The sequence below is a fragment of the Dyella acidisoli genome (assembly GCF_030160295.1).
In the GTDB taxonomy this organism is placed as follows: domain Bacteria; phylum Pseudomonadota; class Gammaproteobacteria; order Xanthomonadales; family Rhodanobacteraceae; genus Dyella_B; species Dyella_B acidisoli.
Window position 1 is genome coordinate 16,712 of the sequence record NZ_BSOB01000001.1, and the last position, 16,727, is coordinate 33,438.

A 16,727-nucleotide genomic window follows, 5' to 3' on the forward strand; every position below is an offset into this window, starting at 1 on the left:
GCGAACGCTCATCGGCGCGATCGACAGCAGCGTTCCAGGGGGCGCGGTCACCTAACGTAACGACAGGAGACCGATGATATGAAGACTCGATGGCTCATCGCCGTGGCGGTGATGGCGTTCGCTACCTGCGCTTTCGGGGCGACTCCAACCACGCTCACGTTGCAACGAGGAGGCACCACGGTACCAACGACCACACCCCTTGGAGGCGCACCGTTGACAAGTCTGGAATTGGATCCGGCAATGACTGGCGGTGACACCGATTCGGGCAATGGCCTCGGCCTTGGATGGAACACGGTGGTGAATCGCTCCATTGCTCATGGGCACGCCGGCAGCAACAGGATGGGGAATGCCACGCGCGCCAAGTCGAGCCCGGAACTCCTTGGTGGTCTCGATGGCCTTAACTTCCACGACCAGCGTTACGCCAATGGCGGTAATCAGTTTTCGGTGGAGCCGCCCGATCAAGGGCTGTGTTCCGGTAACGGATTCGTGATGGAAAGCGTCAACGACGTATTGGCGATCTATGACAGCCACGGCAACAAACTTGTCGGACCTGTCGATCTCAACACCTTCTACGGCTACGCTGCGGCGATCAATCGCAGCACTGGCGCGTACGGTCCTGAAATCACCGACCCCTCTTGTTACTACGATGCAGCCACGCAGCGTTGGTTCCAGGTCGCGTTGACGCTCGATCGTATTGGCAGTTCGCCATTCCTGGCCGGCACGAATCACCTGGATCTCGCGGTCAGTCAGACCTCCGATCCTACCGGTGCCTGGAACATCTACCGCTTGCCAGTGCAGAACAACGGCACACAGGGCACGCCGGATCACGGCTGTGCGCTTGGCTTCTGTCTGGGTGACTATCCCCACATCGGCGCTGACGCGCATGCGATCTTCCTGACCACTAACGAGTTCTCGTTGTTCGGTCCAGGCTTTTATGGCGCTCAGATCTACGTCATCTCCAAGCAGGCGCTGGCGTCGGGCGCTGCATCAGCGAATGTGGTGCTGTACAACACGGGCGATCCGAGCATTCCGGTGATCGGGTTTACGGTATGGCCGGCTATTTCGTCGGGTGGGGAATATGTCGGTGCACATGGTGGAACCGAATACCTTCTCAGTTCGGATGCCGTGTTCTACAACTCGGGTACATCGAACACCATCTGGCAATGGTCGGTGTCGAATACGCACGCTATCGATACCATGCCTGGGAGCGTGACGTTGAACGTCTCGCCGCTGACCGTGCAGCAATATGCCGTGCCGACCAGTTTGGCTCAGCAGAAGCCGGGCAGCACGCCGTTGCTCGACTGCTTTGCATTGACCGGTTGCGCGCCGACGTATCTCGGCTATCCGAATATCGTCTACCCCGGGCCGCGCGCCTTGGCGGTGAATGACTCGCGCATGCAGCAGGTGAGCTACGCCAACGGCAAGCTCTGGGGCACGCTGGATACCGACGTCCTGCTGGGTGACGGCAGCCATGGTTCGGGCATCAACTATTTCGTCATCAATCCGAACTCCGGCGGCATCTATGTCAACGACACGTTGGCTTTGCCGGATGCGAATCTGACCTATGGTGCGGCGGCCGTCATGCAAAGTGGGCGCGGCGTCATCGCGTTCACCGTGGTTGGCCCCAACGACTATCCAAGCGCTGGCTACGCTAGCCTGGATGCAAAGATAGGTGCTGGTGCGGTGCATATCGCCATGGCGGGTGCAGGTCCCTGGGACGGCTTTACCGGCATTCCCTTCTTCGGCAGTGGCCCGCGCTGGGGCGACTATGGTGCGGCTTCGGTTGACGGCAACACGATCTGGATTGCGTCCGAGTACATCGCGCAAACGTGCACCCTGACCGAATACTTGACTGCTCCGCTGTTTCAATGCGGCGGTACGCGTGCTGCTCTAGGCAACTGGGCCACGCGTATCTCGGCTATCGGATTCTGAGGCATCGGCAAGACCAGGCAAAGGGCGTGATGGGAGTGTTCCACCACGCCCTTTTTTAAAAAGCGCGAGCCCCCTGTTTCTCTGACCCAATACAACTCTATAGTGCCTCCAGATAGATCATGCAGGCCACTTATGACCACACCTATCGCCACCGGTACGCCGCCCTCGGATGAAGACAAAGCCCGCGCTCGGCACTTCCGTGATTTCATCGTGGACATACTGGACCCTCTTCTGGTCGAGGGGCGCTTGCGTGACGGGATGGCGAAACGGGAGTCGGTCGAGGCACTGATTGCATTGCATCGTGACGGGACGCTGGCTGGTCATCGCTGGGATGAGCACCATCCGTTTTGGGTTGTCCACCCGAATCTAAAAATCTGGCAAACCAACAACCTTGCGCGCGCTCGCGCATTTGGCGAGGAGTTTGCCGACGTCCACAAATGGTCCCGCGATGCACACCACTATTTGTTCGTGGGCCGAGACAGACTCGCCCTCGTGGGTTTGGAGGCGCGCTGCAAGGATCTTCGACAACATCTAACCTTGTAAGCGTTAACGATAACGTTGCCGTTTCGCCTCCCTTTAATAGACAAATAGGTGCACTACGTGACAAGCATACCTATCGGAACATTGGGCAGAATTCTTGCTGGCGAAGATCGGGATAAATTCGTCAAAGTAATATCTGATAAGGAAAATGCAGGGGGTTTTTAATCCTCACAGGGGAGGGCACGGAGCTCAAACATGGATTTGATAATTGGGTGAAAAACGAAGTGGATCTGGAAGGTTACTTTCAGGAGAGTGGTTGGCTGATTGAATGGGTTAGTGACTGATCCCTGATGAGATGTTTTGGGTCTTCTGATAGAAGATTTGCGCAAGAATGGGGTCACCATTTTGCCACCTTAGTCAATACGCGTATGGATTCCCGCCTCCGTGTGTCGCGGAGGTGGGGTGTTCCGATTCTTGACACCGTCAGCCTCCGACTGTTTAGCTAAACTGGTTCCACGCGGGCGGCCCCCGGGGAGCAGGTTGGCCGAGCCGTATGGCGTATCGTGTGCAAACAGGGGACTAAAACATGAGGAATGGACGTGCGCGCGGCTTGGCGGCCGCGCTGTGTTTGTTGATGCCTGTCGTTGCCGCAGCCGGCAATCAAGTGCCGGTGGAAGCTTTCGCGCGTCGAGGTGGTTTTTCGTTGCCCAGGCTTTCGCCCGACGGCAAGTATTTGGCGGTAGCCGTTGAGCAGGGGGAAGACCATGCCGTGCTGATTTACCATCTCGACGACATGGGCCATCCGAAAAGTCTGAGGCTGCCCTGGAGCCAGCTCGCATACGACATCCAGTGGGTGGGGCCTGACCGCATCGTGGTCGAACTGGCTAAATTTTGGGGCTCGCTCGATCGCCCGGAGCGACTGGGCGAAATCACCGCCGCCAACGCGGACGGTACGCGGGTCCAGGCTATGTTCAATCGCGAATGGAACCAGGCCGGGCGTGGCGGTTCGGAGCGCGCCGCCGACTACGGTTATGCCACCATCGCGGGCCGGCCAGCGAAAGCCAACGGTCACTTCTACATGCAAACGTACATGTGGAATGACGAGAAGAACACCTGGCTGTACGACGTAGACGCCAGCAACGGTGTGCGCCACCTGATCGGCCAGATCAATGTCAGCGACATGGACTTCACCTTGGATCCGGACGGCAACGTGCGCTACGCGCAAGGCCGGGACATAAACAATAACTACGTCGTCTATCGCATGCAGAACGGTCAATGGGTGAAGCTTGCCAACGACGGACGCAGTAATGACTTCGAACCCATCGCCTTCTCGCAAGACAAGCAACATCTGTATGCGCGCACTAGTGTCAAAGGCGGCCCGTTTTCGCTGGTGCAAACGAACGCGGACGGCACCCAAACGCAGCTGCTAGCCAAGGACGACTTTGGCAGCATCGGCCATGTGCAATGGACGCCGCAAAACGAGCCCATCGCCGCTGCGCCGGCCACCGGTATTCCAAAGTCGATGGTAATCAACGGCGACCAGTCGCTGTCTCAGATCTATCAAGTACTGCTCAGCAAATTTCCAAATGAGTTCGTCAGTTTTTCCAGCTTCAGCGAAGACGGAACCATACTGATTTTCAAAGTCAGCAGCGATCGCGAGCCTGGCACGTATTACCTGTTCGACATGAAAGCCAGGAAGGTAGGGAAATTATTCTCGGAGGCCGCGAGCATCGATCCTGACAAGATGAGTTCGCGTGTGCCCATGCATTTCACTGCTAGTGACGGCATGCTGCTGGAAGCGATTCTTACAGTGCCGCGCGGCGCCACCATGAGCAATCTGCCCATGGTGCTGATGCCGCACGGTGGCCCATTCGAGATCCGCGATACCTGGTTTTTCGACACCTATGCGCAGTTTCTCGCAAGCCGCGGATATCTGGTTTTGCAGGTTAACTACCGCGGATCAGGCGGTCGCGGTCCGGGGTTCGTCGACGCCGGATACGGCAAATGGGGAACGCGCATTCAGCAGGACCTGATCGACGGCGTGAAGTGGGCCGAAGCGCAACACTACGGCGATCCCAAGCGTGTCTGCGTTTACGGCGGCAGCTTTGGCGGCTATTCGGCGATGATGACGGTGATCCGCGCGCCCGGCCTGTTCAAATGCGCGATCGGCGAGGCCGGCATCTACGATCTTTCCATGATGTACGACAAGGGTGACATCAAGGATCGGGAGACCGGAAGAAATTACCTGGAGCAAGCCATTGGTAAAGATCAATCCGAACTTGCGGCCAATTCCCCCGACAAGCTTGCCGACAAGATCGACGTGCCCGTGCTACTGATTCACGGTGAGGCAGACGAGCGTGCCCCCTTTGCACAGGCCAAGGCGATGCGCGCTGCATTGGAGGCCGCGCACAAGCCGTACGAATGGCTGACCAAGCCAAAGGAAGGACACGGCTTCTACAAGGAAGAGAATCTCGTGGATATGTACAACCATGTGCAGAGCTTTCTCGAAAAAAACATCGGGCCTGGCGTGCAGGTGAACTAACGGTTTGAAACGATTCTTTCTGTAGATCTTCGGCTGGGACGCCGAAGATTCAAGCGGCGAGCTAAATGATGGTTGGTTGGATGCTCGTTTCCGCAAATCAAAACGGGCACCGGATTGGACGAAATAGAGACCATCGAAAGGTCATACGTATGCAGAGCAATGTCAAAGAATGCTCCGAGATGATCATGGAGGGCGTTGGCCTACCCAGCTATGTCTTTACGAAGCGCTTTCGATCGCATCTCTTCTTTGCTTCTGGATTAGGCCATCCCGAACTGACGGAAGCCATTCGTGAATTGGTGACGCCATGCCTCGGTCCAGGTACAAGGGTTGCGGTGTTTTCAACCTATACGCATGCCTTCCTGGGTTGGCTTGAGGTGGCTGATGATTGGCAGACACTAGTCGAGGGAATGATTCAGCGCATGCGGGGCGAAGGTGATCATGGGGGCATGTTGTGGGTGGATGCTGCTGGTCGCTTGGCTGTCTACCAGTGGCAACCGGTCGACCTTGGGATCGTAGCTTTGGACGCCCATGTTGATTGGCACGTGGCACTCAACGAAAGCGGTGACCCATACTTCGCCACAGATTATTTCTTTGATGTGGCGGCTCTTGAGCTTCTATTGGCGGACAAGAGTGAGCGTGGCTTGTCGCTGGCCCATTCGTCAGGGCGTGAATTTCTCGAGGAGTTGGCGAGGAGCTATGCATGAAGCGACAATGGCTGACCACGTCGGGTTCGGAGCGCGGTTCACGTCACGTGCATCGTAGCTGGACACTACAGCAATGCCGCCATCAATGTCTTTTAACCGTCTTGTAGTGCTCACGGGGAACGGCGACCATGGGCAACACTTCCTCGGCTTGTGCGGGACATAGTTGTGTTGCATTGACCGACTGAAGCCGCAAAGGAAGCGAAGGTATATTCCAGACACGGAATGCCGGGGCATTCCGCCTTAAACCAACAGGGGACATTATGAAGTTCAAGACGACGTTGCTCGCGGCGGGCTTGTTGCTGCTATCCAATGCAGCACAGGCAGGTTCCTATTCGGACGCGCTTTCGGCCTGCTTAGTTGGAAAGAGCACCATGGATGATCATGTGGTCTTGGTGCAGTGGATGTTCGCAGCCATGTCAAAGCATCCGGCCATTGCGTCGATGGCTAATGTTCCGGATGACAAGGTAGAGGCAGCTAACGCGAGAATGGCGGAACTGTTTATGAGGTTGATGACCGTGACCTGTAGAGATGAGGCAAAAGCTGCTTATAAGAATGAAGGAAGCTTCGCCTTCAATCAGGCTTTTCAGGCGCTAGGTCAAGAGGCCGGAAAAGAGATATTCATGGATCCCAATGTGATGAAAGACATGGCAACGATGTCCAAGTTTGTGGACCATAAGAAGTTGGCTGATTTAGTGGGGCCGTGAACTGCGTTAATAGAAGCGTGATGTCCGCTTCCACAACCGGAAGCAGACATCAGCACCTGATCAATTTATCGGCTTAACGATCATATCGCCTCGGTCAAGTTGATCAACTTCATTGGTATGCGCACTCCCTCGATCGAGCCATTCGTCGTTCGCAGTGGTAGAGACAAAACGTTTCAGTGAGGAACCAAGCTCTTCGATGGCATTGAGCTGCGTTTTATGGGTGAGCTCGTGCAATGAAGTCAGCAGACGCAATGCGGTTTCTCGTCCTGGCGCGGTCAGCGCCAGGATGATTTGCCGACGGTCCCATGAAGAACGATGGCGGCGAACAAAGCCGCGGTGGGTGAGTTCGTCCACCAACTTCGTCAAATGTGTTGGGGCGATGCCCGTGGCGGATTTCAGGTCTAGCTGTTTGCAGCTGGCTTTCCTCGACAGGTGAACTAGAACGAGGCAGTGCATGAGTGTCAGGTCATTCGTTCCTGAGGCCAGGTGTACGAATTTCTCGATGGTGGAGGTCGCGCTCCTCAGAACGCGACTGACCTCCGCCATCTTGTAGAGCGCGTCGACGTCCGTCATGTCGATGGCTTCGTCTCCCGTTGAAGCCGCGCTCATCTCTCTTTTATCCGACTGGTCAACGTGTTTGTTCACGAATCGGTACTCCTGCAGACGATCTAGGAACGCGGTGCTTGAGCGGCTGTTGCAACCTTGGCGGTGGCGGCTTCCGGATAGGTCGATTCCCAACCGCCGCCCAGCGCCTTGTACAAAGAAACAAGGGTGGTGGAGATCTGCGTGGTGTTGTCGGTGAGATCCTGCTGTGCCGACAGCAGGCGACGTTCTGCATCGAGCACCTGCAAGAATGATCCCGTGCCGGCGGTGTATTGAGCTTGCGCAAGACGAAGGGCGCGCTGGTTGTCCTGCACTTCTGCGGCCAGCTGATCGTGACGCAACTGCTGCGATGAATACTGGGTCAGCGCATTGTCGATCTCATGCCACGCAGACAGCACCACGCGCTGGTAATTCACGGCGGCTTCTTGCTGCTGTTCCTTGCGGAGATTCAACGTCGCCTTCAGTCGGCCACCTTCGAAGATGGGCAGGCTGATCGATGGGCCGATGGAAAACTGTCGCGATCCCCAATTACCGAGCTGGCTGAATTGCAATGCCTGAAGACCGGCGCTGCCCGAGAGCGTGATGCTCGGATAGAAATCGGCTTTGGCTACACCGATTTCTGCTGTCGCCTGATGCAGGCTAGCCTCTGCCTCGCGAATGTCCGGACGGCGGCGTGCCAGATCCGAAGGAAGGCCAACGGGCACCATCGGCGGGGTTGGCGGTACGGGTTTGCTTTCTTCGAGTTCGGTGCGTAGTGCCCCGGGAGCTTGTCCCAGCAGGAAGCTCAAGCGGTTGATGGTTTCGTCCTCTTGCTGCGCGAGCTGGGGCAGGATCGCGTTTTCGGCCGACACCTGCGAAGCGGCCTCCGCCACATCCAGCTCGCTGGAAAGGCCGTTTGCACTGCGCTCGCGGGTGACGCGTTCTGCATCCTTGGCTGCGTTGAGATTGTCGAGCGTAATGGTGTAATCGGTTTGAATGCCGCGCAGTTGGATGTAATCGCGTGCAACTTCGGCCATGGTGGACATCAGAAGGTCGCGGCGCGCATCCGCCTGCGCGTCCACCGATGCATCGGCGGCTTCAATCTCTCGGCGAACCTTGCCCCACAGATCGAGCTCCCACGATGCATCGAAGCCCGCTTGGAAGAGATTAAAAGGGGCGGGGCCTGACGACCCCTTGCCACCCGATGGCAATGTGACGACGCCACTGCCGGTTCCATTGGCCGCACTCGCTGCGTTGGTCGGTTGAGCGATTGCACCGGCAATACTCATCACACCATTCGCACTGGCGCGCTCACGTACCGCACTCGCGTTGCCATTGATCGTGGGGTACTGATCGGCAGCCGTGATCGAGCGCTCGGCACGGCTTTCGGCGAGCCGGAGCGATGCCACCTTGAGATCCAGGTTGGCATCGGCTACGCGCTCTTCCAGCTTGACCAGTTCAGGATCATTGAACGATGTCCACCATGCGGTGTTGATCGGCGCGGGCGTCGTCTGGGTTGGAACGGTTTGCTTTGCCTGGCACTCAGCCGCGCACCAGGCAGTGGGCAACTTGGCATCGGGCCGTGTGAAATTCGGGCCTACCGTGCATCCCGCCAGCAGTGCGGCAGCGACCACAATTTGCAGCTTGATGATGTTCATAGCGTTTGTCCTCGATTATCGAGAATGCAGTCATTACAAAGGGATTTAGTGCATGGGCGCGGCAGCGTGGCCGCCGTCTTTGACGGGCGACAGCAGCATCGCCAGCGGGATCATGGCCGCAGCCAGCACAGCGAAGTAGATGAAGGTATCGGCGTAGGCCAGCACGGAGGCCTGATGTTTCAAGGTCTGGAAGGCATATCCCACAGCCGTTTCGTGCAACGTGCTTGCAGCGCGGCCTAACGATTGCAGCGCTGCTTCGTTTTGTGCAACCAGCGCGTTGAACGACTGATTGAATGGCGTCAGCCACGTGGACAAATGCGCCTGACTTGCTTGCGTACGTTCCGAAACAACCGCGGTGGCAATGGATATGCCGACCGAGCCCGAAACGTTGCGGAACATGACAAAAAGGGCGGAAGCGTCGGCCCCGAGCGAACGAGGCAGGCTGTGATACGCCATGATGCTGATGGGCACGAACAGGAATCCAAGCCCCGCGGCCTGCAAGCTGCGCATGACCGTAAGCGTATGAAAATCGATGTTCGGTACTAGCTTGCTCGAATACCAGAACGCCAACATCATGATTCCGAAACCCACGGCGATCAGATAACGCAGTTGCACCACTTTCATGAGCCGCCCGACCGGCGGAATCAGCATGATGATGACGAGGCCACCCGGTGCCAGTACGAGTCCGGCCAAGGTGGCGGTGTAGCCGATCGTTGTCTGCGCAAATTGCGGAATGAGCACGGCCGCTCCATAAAGGATGAAGCTCATGCCCATGATCAGGCCGCAACTGACGGCGAAGTTGCGATCCTTGAAGACACGCAAATTCACGATGGGCTTCTTGGCGATCAACAACCACACCACAGCGCCGGCGATGCCGAGAACGGCCAGAATGGTCATGTGAACGATGAAGGGCGATTGAAACCAGCCTTCGTCCTCGCCGCGATCCATCATCACTTGCATGCAGCCCAGGCCAAGCGTGATCAGTGCCAAACCGATGTAATCCACAGAGCGCTTCTGCTTGACGGCCCACGGCGGATCGTCCACCAGTGCTGCGACAGCAATGCAAGCAAAAATGCCGACCGGAATATTGATGAAAAAGATCCAGCGCCACGTCACATGATCGGTGATGTAGCCGCCGAGCACGGGACCAAGCACCGGCGCTACCACGGTCGCAATCGCGGTGATGGCGAACGCTGCGCCGCGTTTCTGGGGCTCGAAGGAATCCACTACGATCGCTTGCTGATTCGGTTGCAAGCCACCGCCGAAGAAACCCTGCAGCAAACGGAACACGATCAATTGCGGAAGGCTTTGCGCCAGCCCGCACAGCAGCGAGCACACCGTGAACATGGCAATGCAGATCAGGAAGTAGCGCTTCCTGCCGATCACCGTACCCAGCCAACCGGAAATGGTAAGCACGATGCCGTTGGCGACGAGATACGAAGTGAGCGTCCAGGTTGCATCGTCGGGGCTGCTCGACAGACTGCCGGCAATGTGGGGCAGGGCCACGTTGACGATGGTGGTGTCGAGAATTTCCATGAATGCGGCGAGCGTCACCACCACCGCAATCAACCACGGATTGCCGCGTGGTTTCCATGCGACGTCATGCACTGAAGCTTCGGCGCTCATTGCAGTTCTACCGTCGGTTCAACCGAGAGATTCAGCGGTAGCGGCTGCTTCGCATCCAGGCCGGAGTCGATCACGATCTTCACCGGCACGCGTTGCACGATCTTCACGAAGTTGCCGGTGGCGTTCTCAGCCGGGAACGCCGTGAACTTGCCGCCGGAACCGGCCTGGATGCTATCCACATGGCCTTTGAGCTTGAGGTTGGGATACGCATCCACGGCAATGGACACATGTTGGCCTACGCGCATGTGCGTGAGTTCGGTTTCCTTGAAGTTGGCGGTAACCCACACTTCCGGGCTGACAATGGCAAACAATTGCTGACCCGTCTGGATGTAATCGCCCTTCTCGACACCGCGCTTGGTCACCCAGCCATCTTGCGGCGCTACGACATCGCAATAGCCGACATTGAGCTTGGCCTGGTCCAGATCGGCTTGCGCGCGCTTCACTTCACCTTGAAGTTGCTCAACATGCGCTTGCGCCTCGGCGATGTTGAGATCCACCGGTTGCGCTATGCGCGCTTGCGCCTGTGCCTGAGCCACATCGCCTTCTGCTGCGTTTCGAGTGGCGGTGGCGAAGTCGACGTCGTGCGACGTGGTGGCTTCTTTGGGGATGTCATGCTGGCGATGGAATTCGGACTGCGCTTTGAAAAGGTTGGCGCGTTCCGTGGAGAGTGTGGCTTGCGCTGCTGCAAATCGCGCGGGGTAGGTGATCTTGGCCAGATCCAGATCCGATTGCGCGACGGCCAGCTGCCCTTCGGCGGATTCGAGCGCGCCCTGTGCGTGATCCCGGGCGGCGAGATAGTCCGTGCATTGAATGCGAACGAGTACCTGACCCCGATGGACGAATTGATTGTCGGTGACGTCGAGTTCGGAAACGTATCCAGCTACGTGCGGGGCGACGGTGACCGCACGGCCATCCGTGTAAGCGTCGTCGGTGGAAACATCGCGACCCGCCATGACGGCATAGGCGACGCCGCTGACGACCAACAGTGCGACCGCGGTCACGGCTACCGCGATCCGGGTTTTACGGGGCAGGGAACGGGGCTTTGCCTTGTCCTGCGTTTCGGTGTTGCTCATGACCAACTCCTCCATTCAGAAGCCGGCTGGCGCCCATCGCAAGCTGGCATATTTGTATGGCGGCAGACAATAATGTAAGCTGACAAACAAGTCAACTGCCATACAATTAGGAGGCGTAGTATTTTTATGTCACTGTTTTTCTTCCAGAATCATTGCCTGGTGTCATTTGTCATTTAACATACTGTCCAGCGCCGGATCGTTCCGGAGAGAGGTAATCCCTTGAAAGACATGGACTCCAGCGAGCAGACCAATTTCCCGACGCCCTATCTGCGCGAGGCCTACCTGCAGCGTTTTCCGGTGGCTGCGGGTCAACGGTTGGAGACGGTGTTCCTGCTCAAATCGGCCACCCAGCAGATCACTAACGTGTTGAACGGATGGTTGGAGGGCACCGCCGGTTCGCCTGCACGGTTTCAGACGCTGGCGCTGTTATGGGGAGCGGGTGATCGACTGGTGCCGCACCAGGAAATCATTGCGACGCTGCAGGTGAAACGTGCGACCGTTTCTGCCTTGATGTTTTCGCTGGAGCAAGAAGGCTTGGTGCGCTCGGTGGGCGATCAGCAAGATCGCCGTCGCTTGCTCGCCACGCTCACGGAGAAGGGCAGGGAAATCTTTACGAGCGCGATGGATCTCAACGCGAGCCGGCTCGCCAATGCACTTGCCGATGTTTCACCGGAAGAGCTTGCCTTGTTTCAAAGGCTCCTGGCGCGTATCAGAGATGGCTTTTTGAAAGTCGCTGAGGACGAAGCCAATCAGTAAGCTCGTGCACTTCGGACGTCTTCTTTATGCAAGGCGAAATCTGCTACCTCCCCTGCTTGCAGGGGAGTGGTTTGTTCCATGTTTCGTTTTGACTTTCATGTATGCGAGAACATTTGTCGAAGGCACGACGCAGCTGCAAACTTGAAACGGACGCAGCTCGGTCTTCTCAAGTCATATGGAGCCTCCACAGCTCCGATTGGAGATGCCGCAGACCAAGCCGTATTTTCACTTGGCCTTCACGGTCTTCTGGCTGGAATCGTGGCGGGGTAAGGGGGCGCCAAACAATCGTGGCGTGGGCGTTTAGGAATGGCGCTGGCGATTGATTCCGACCAAAGAAAAACCCCCAACATTCCCCAGGCGTTGGGCAGGAAACACGAGGATGGCTTTACCAGGCAGCGAGCTTGTAGGGGCCGCATGTCGACTCGCATAAGCTTCGTCGTCTGATTATCAATGTGCACAAGGGCCGGCAATGACCGGTCTGGCTTGGCTTCACAGTGCGTTGTAGTCCCGTCGTACAACACGAATAAGGGGAGACGCAGATGAAGGGGACGAACAACCTCAAAGTCGCACATCGCCTGCTACTCGGTTTCGGCGGTGCACTGGCCATTACCTGCCTTATCTCGATTGTTGCGCTGTGGCGTACGTCTACCACTTACGATCAGTTCGAAGACTTGAGTCGCGTCAAGCTGGTGAATCTGACGACGTCCTATGACTGGATCGTAGGCTTGCTGCAAACCGCGCAGCATACCCGCGATATATCGCTGATGGACGACCCGAACGACATCAAGAAAGCCGTCGAAGCGATCAATCAGGCAAGGCTCAAACGCAACGAAGACATGGAATGGCTGAAGGCCAACGTCGTCACGAAAGAGGGCAAGGAGGCGCTGAGTAGTGTCGTGGCTGCCAGAGAAAACTATCTCCCGCTGGAAGATCAATTTCTTCGCCTGACCCAGGATGGGCAACTGAAGGACGCCAAGACCAAGCTGATGACTGAAATGCGTCCTGCGCAAACCATCCTCATCGAACGGCTCACCAATCTGGTCAACGTGGAAGTCAACGTCGTTAATGACAAACGACTAATGGTCGACAACGCCTATCAGTCCACGCGAACCATCATCGTCATATTCCTGCTTGTCGCACTGGCAATCAGCATGGGTCTGGTTTTCTGGATGCTGCAGTCCACGACACATCCATTGTCACGCTTGCTGGATATGTCGGTGCGCTTGGGCTCCGGGGATCTTTCGCACCGGCTCGACTTGCAACGTCAGGACGAATTTGGCGATCTGGCGCGCGGCTTCAACCGCATGAGCGACGAACTGGTCGCCTTGGTGGGGCAGGTGCAGACCTCCGGGATACAGGTGAACACGTCAGCGACGGAGATTGCCTCCACCGCGAAGGAACAACAGGCTACCGCTACCGAGATTGCTGCAACCACGGCTGAAATCGGTGCCACGTCCAAGGAAATTTCTGCCACGGCGCGCGAATTGTCGAAAACCATCGGCGAAGTAGCCGTCTTCGCGGAACAATCGGCAACGCTGGCGGGTGATGGTCAGACGGGCCTTACGCACATGGAAGAAACGATGCGTAACGTGATGGATGCCGCCAAATCGATCAATGCCAAGCTGGCAGTGCTGAGCGAGAAGGCGACCAATATCAACGAGGTGGTCACCACCATCACCAAGGTCGCCGATCAAACCAATCTGTTGTCGCTCAATGCCGCGATCGAAGCGGAAAAGGCCGGTGAGTACGGTCGCGGCTTCTCCGTGGTGGCCGTGGAAATCCGGCGCCTGGCGGATCAGACCGCGGTCGCGACCTTCGACATCGAGCAGATGGTGAAGGAAATCCAGTCCGCGGTGTCCGCCGGCGTGATGGGCATGGACAAGTTCTCCGAAGAGGTGCGCCGTGGCGTGTACGAAATTCAGCAGGTCAGTAACCAGCTGACGCAGATCATCGTGCAGGTGCAAGCGCTGGCGCCACGGGTAGAGGCGGTGAACGAAGGCATGCAAGCTCAATCCAGTGGTGCGGAACAGATTACGCAATCGCTGACACAACTGAGCGAAGCGGCACAGCAGACGGTGGAATCGCTGCGCCAGTCCGGTGCTGCGATCGACGGTTTGAATCATGTATCGAATCTGTTGCGCGCGGGTATTTCGAAATTCAAGCTGATCACTGAGTAATTGGAAAAGCGGTACTACGGAGCATTGGGTGGTTGGGGTTCTCCAGGAGCGACGCGCATGCTGTTCCTCGTGTTCCGACTTGGCCAGGATCGATACGCACTGGATACCGCCCAGGTCGTGGAAGTCGTGCCGCTGGTGAACATCAAACAGCTGCCGCAGGCGCCTCCTGGGCTCGCCGGCTTGATGGATTATCACAGTGAACCGGTGCCAGTGATCGATCTGAGCGAGTTGGCGTTGCGGCAAGCCGCACAGCGTCGAATGAGTACGCGCATCATCATTGTGCACTACACCGGCGGCAATGGCCGCAATCACATGCTTGGCCTGATGGCGGAGAAGGCGACCGGCACATGGCGACGTGATGCGGCGGATTTCGTGGCCTCCGGTGTGCGCAATGACGGTGCGCCCTATCTGGGACCGATATGCACGGACGACAACGGCATCATTCAATGGGTGGATGCCCAACGGCTGCTGTCGCCGGAACTGCGGCATGCCATCTATGCTGAACAGGCGGCCGTTTCATGAGCCTGCCTGCATTGGAGCAGATGCTCAAAGACCGGATGGGGCTGGACGCCGCTTCCATCGGTCGTTCCTCTGTGGAGCGCGCGGTGAAGGAGCGGATGGCGGCGTGCGCCATACGCAGCTTCGAGGCTTATTCGCAGCGTGTGCACCATTCGCACAGTGAAATGCAGGAATTGATCGAAGCGATCGTGGTGCCGGAAACCTGGTTTTTTCGTGATCGCGAAGCATTTTCCGCACTAGCGAAACGAGTAGAGAACAACGAACTGCGGCTGTCTCCGCCGGGAAGTTTGCGCATTTTGAGCGTGCCATGCTCGAGCGGCGAAGAGCCCTACACGATCGCGATGACGCTCCAGGAATGCGGCTTACCGTCGACCTGCTATCGCATTGATGCGGTGGATATCAGCAGCCGGGCTTTGGCACAGGCGGCTATGGCGGTATACGGATCGAATGCGTTCCGCGGAACGGAGCTGGATTTTCGCGAGACCTATTTTTCACGGACGACGGCGGGTTGGCGCTTGAATGACACGGTGCGCGCCAGTGTGCACTTTCAGCAGAACAATATCCTTGCCCCAGGCTTCATGCCGGGCGAAGCCCTTTACGACATCGTGTTCTGCCGGAATTTGCTGATCTACTTCGATCGCCCCACGCAAGAGCGGGTGGTGATGACATTGCGCCGTCTGCTGAAACCGCAAGGCATTTTGTTCGTTGGGTCTTCCGAAACCGGGCTGCTGATCACGCTTGGTTTCGTGTTGGAAAAAATCCCGCAAGCGTATGCGCTTCGATTGCCGGGAGAGCCTGCTTCTGTCTCACCGCGCGCACCGGAACGACATAAACCGGTGCCCCCGGGCGCAAGCAAAAAGGTTATGCCCGTATCGCGTGCGCAGCCTGCTGCCGTGCCGCCCAGGCCAAGCGAAAAGAAGCCGATACCTCCATCACTTCCGCCTTCGCCAAAGCACGACCGCATCGCCGAAGCCATGCGACTGGCCGATCAGGGGCGCCTGCACGAAGCCACTGACATCTGCGAGTCGTATGTACAAGAGCACGGCGTATCCGCGCAGTCCTGTCATCTGATGGGATTGCTCAGCAAGACGGCTGGCCGCGAACACGAAGCCATCGCGTATTTCCGCAAAGCGCTCTATCTCGATTCGCAGCATTCCGAAGCGATGTCGCATCTGGCCTTGTTGCTGGAAAAGCAGGGTGATGACGCGGGCGCGAAAGTGCTGCGCAACCGCTTGCGTCGCCTGAGCGGCACATCTGCCAGCGGCCAGGGAGATGCGTGCCGATGAACGCGCAACGCCGCATCCACGATTGCTGGAACACGATTGGCGTGCGGGGTGACCGTTCGTGCCCAGAGCTGAAAAAACACATCCACTGTCGCAATTGCCCCGTGCACTCGGCGGCAGCGATGGATCTGCTCGACCGGCAGTTGCCTGAAGAATATCTGCAGCATTGGACCGCGCATCTTGCTCGCAAAGAAGTTGAAGCTGTGCGCGCCGGCACGCAATCCATACTCGTGTTCCACGTGGGTGCGGAATGGTTGGCCATGCCCACCGGCCTGTTCAAGGAAGTCGTGAGCAGTCGCGCCGTGCACGCCTTGCCCGATCGACGCAAAGGCGCGGTACTTGGCTTGGCCAATATCCGCGGTGAACTGGTGGTGTGCGTATCGTTGTCGAAACTGCTGGGTCTGGAACAGACCGTGGCAAAGAAAGCCGAAAAGCGCCGGATATCGGACTGGCGCCTGATGATGATCGAATACGAGGGGACACACACGGCGTTTCTTGTCGATGACGTGCACGGCACGCTGCGGTTTCATCCTGATGATCTGCGCGAAGTGCCTTCCACCCTCGCGAGGGCAACGGCCACCTATATCAAGGCCATGCTGCCCTGGCAGGATCAAACGATCGGCATCCTGGATGAGCAGTTGCTCATCGCCACTCTGAATCGGAGCCTGTCATTAGCAACGACCTGAGCCAT

General features: G+C 57.5%; 14 protein-coding genes. 10 read left to right on the forward strand and 4 right to left on the reverse strand.

The window, feature by feature from the left end; all coding sequences use genetic code 11:
- Positions 1-78: 78 nt before the first annotated feature.
- The 5 genes from QQJ86_RS00065 to QQJ86_RS00085 all read left to right on the forward strand — a co-directional run bounded on the left by QQJ86_RS00065 (position 79) and on the right by QQJ86_RS00085 (position 6,362).
- Positions 79-1,932, forward strand: coding sequence for a hypothetical protein (locus QQJ86_RS00065; RefSeq protein ID WP_284318843.1), 1,854 nt, complete (start codon positions 79-81; stop codon positions 1,930-1,932).
- Positions 1,933-2,064: 132 nt separating this feature from the next.
- Entirely contained in the window at positions 2,065-2,475 is a 411-nt protein-coding gene (locus QQJ86_RS00070) for a hypothetical protein (protein ID WP_284318844.1), read from the forward strand.
- A gap of 523 nt (positions 2,476-2,998) precedes the next feature.
- Positions 2,999-4,954, forward strand: coding sequence for an alpha/beta hydrolase family protein (locus QQJ86_RS00075; protein WP_284318845.1), 1,956 nt, complete (start codon positions 2,999-3,001; stop codon positions 4,952-4,954).
- A gap of 149 nt (positions 4,955-5,103) precedes the next feature.
- The gene (locus tag QQJ86_RS00080) at positions 5,104-5,658 is read left to right on the forward strand and encodes a hypothetical protein (protein ID WP_284318846.1); all 555 of its coding nucleotides are present in this window, start codon (positions 5,104-5,106) and stop codon (positions 5,656-5,658) included.
- A gap of 260 nt (positions 5,659-5,918) precedes the next feature.
- Positions 5,919-6,362: a hypothetical protein gene (locus QQJ86_RS00085; RefSeq protein ID WP_284318847.1), complete on the forward strand. Its 444-nt coding sequence runs from the start codon at positions 5,919-5,921 to the stop codon at positions 6,360-6,362.
- A 60-nt stretch (positions 6,363-6,422) separates the two neighbouring features.
- On the opposite strand, the gene QQJ86_RS00090 is transcribed toward QQJ86_RS00085, so the two are convergent.
- From QQJ86_RS00090 to QQJ86_RS00105, 4 genes are read right to left on the reverse strand one after another with little or no spacing between them, the layout of a single operon-like run.
- Positions 6,423-7,007, reverse strand: coding sequence for a MarR family winged helix-turn-helix transcriptional regulator (locus QQJ86_RS00090; protein ID WP_284318848.1), 585 nt, complete (start codon positions 7,005-7,007; stop codon positions 6,423-6,425).
- Positions 7,008-7,030: 23 nt separating this feature from the next.
- On the reverse strand, positions 7,031-8,602 hold the full coding sequence (locus QQJ86_RS00095; RefSeq protein WP_284318849.1) for an efflux transporter outer membrane subunit: 1,572 nt from the start codon (positions 8,600-8,602) through the stop codon (positions 7,031-7,033).
- A 45-nt stretch (positions 8,603-8,647) separates the two neighbouring features.
- Complete coding sequence (locus QQJ86_RS00100; RefSeq protein WP_284318850.1) at positions 8,648-10,228, reverse strand: DHA2 family efflux MFS transporter permease subunit; 1,581 nt, start codon at positions 10,226-10,228, stop codon at positions 8,648-8,650.
- Positions 10,225-11,301 carry an HlyD family secretion protein gene (locus QQJ86_RS00105; RefSeq protein WP_284318851.1) on the reverse strand — a complete coding sequence of 359 codons (1,077 nt, stop codon included), beginning with the start codon at positions 11,299-11,301 and terminating at the stop codon, positions 10,225-10,227. Before QQJ86_RS00105 ends, QQJ86_RS00100 begins: the two co-directional genes overlap by 4 nt.
- A 228-nt stretch (positions 11,302-11,529) precedes the next feature.
- Between QQJ86_RS00105 and QQJ86_RS00110 the strand changes: the two genes are divergently transcribed.
- From QQJ86_RS00110 to QQJ86_RS00130, 5 genes are all read left to right on the forward strand, one after another.
- Positions 11,530-12,057: a MarR family winged helix-turn-helix transcriptional regulator gene (locus QQJ86_RS00110; protein WP_284318909.1), complete on the forward strand. Its 528-nt coding sequence runs from the start codon at positions 11,530-11,532 to the stop codon at positions 12,055-12,057.
- A 539-nt stretch (positions 12,058-12,596) separates the two neighbouring features.
- Positions 12,597-14,234, forward strand: coding sequence for a methyl-accepting chemotaxis protein (locus QQJ86_RS00115; protein WP_284318852.1), 1,638 nt, complete (start codon positions 12,597-12,599; stop codon positions 14,232-14,234).
- A gap of 57 nt (positions 14,235-14,291) precedes the next feature.
- Complete coding sequence (locus tag QQJ86_RS00120) at positions 14,292-14,756, forward strand: chemotaxis protein CheW (protein WP_284318853.1); 465 nt, start codon at positions 14,292-14,294, stop codon at positions 14,754-14,756.
- On the forward strand, positions 14,753-16,039 hold the full coding sequence (locus QQJ86_RS00125; RefSeq protein WP_284318854.1) for a CheR family methyltransferase: 1,287 nt from the start codon (positions 14,753-14,755) through the stop codon (positions 16,037-16,039). Before QQJ86_RS00120 ends, QQJ86_RS00125 begins: the two co-directional genes overlap by 4 nt.
- The gene (locus tag QQJ86_RS00130) at positions 16,036-16,722 is read left to right on the forward strand and encodes a chemotaxis protein CheW (RefSeq protein ID WP_284318855.1); all 687 of its coding nucleotides are present in this window, start codon (positions 16,036-16,038) and stop codon (positions 16,720-16,722) included. Before QQJ86_RS00125 ends, QQJ86_RS00130 begins: the two co-directional genes overlap by 4 nt.
- Positions 16,723-16,727 lie beyond the last annotated feature (5 nt).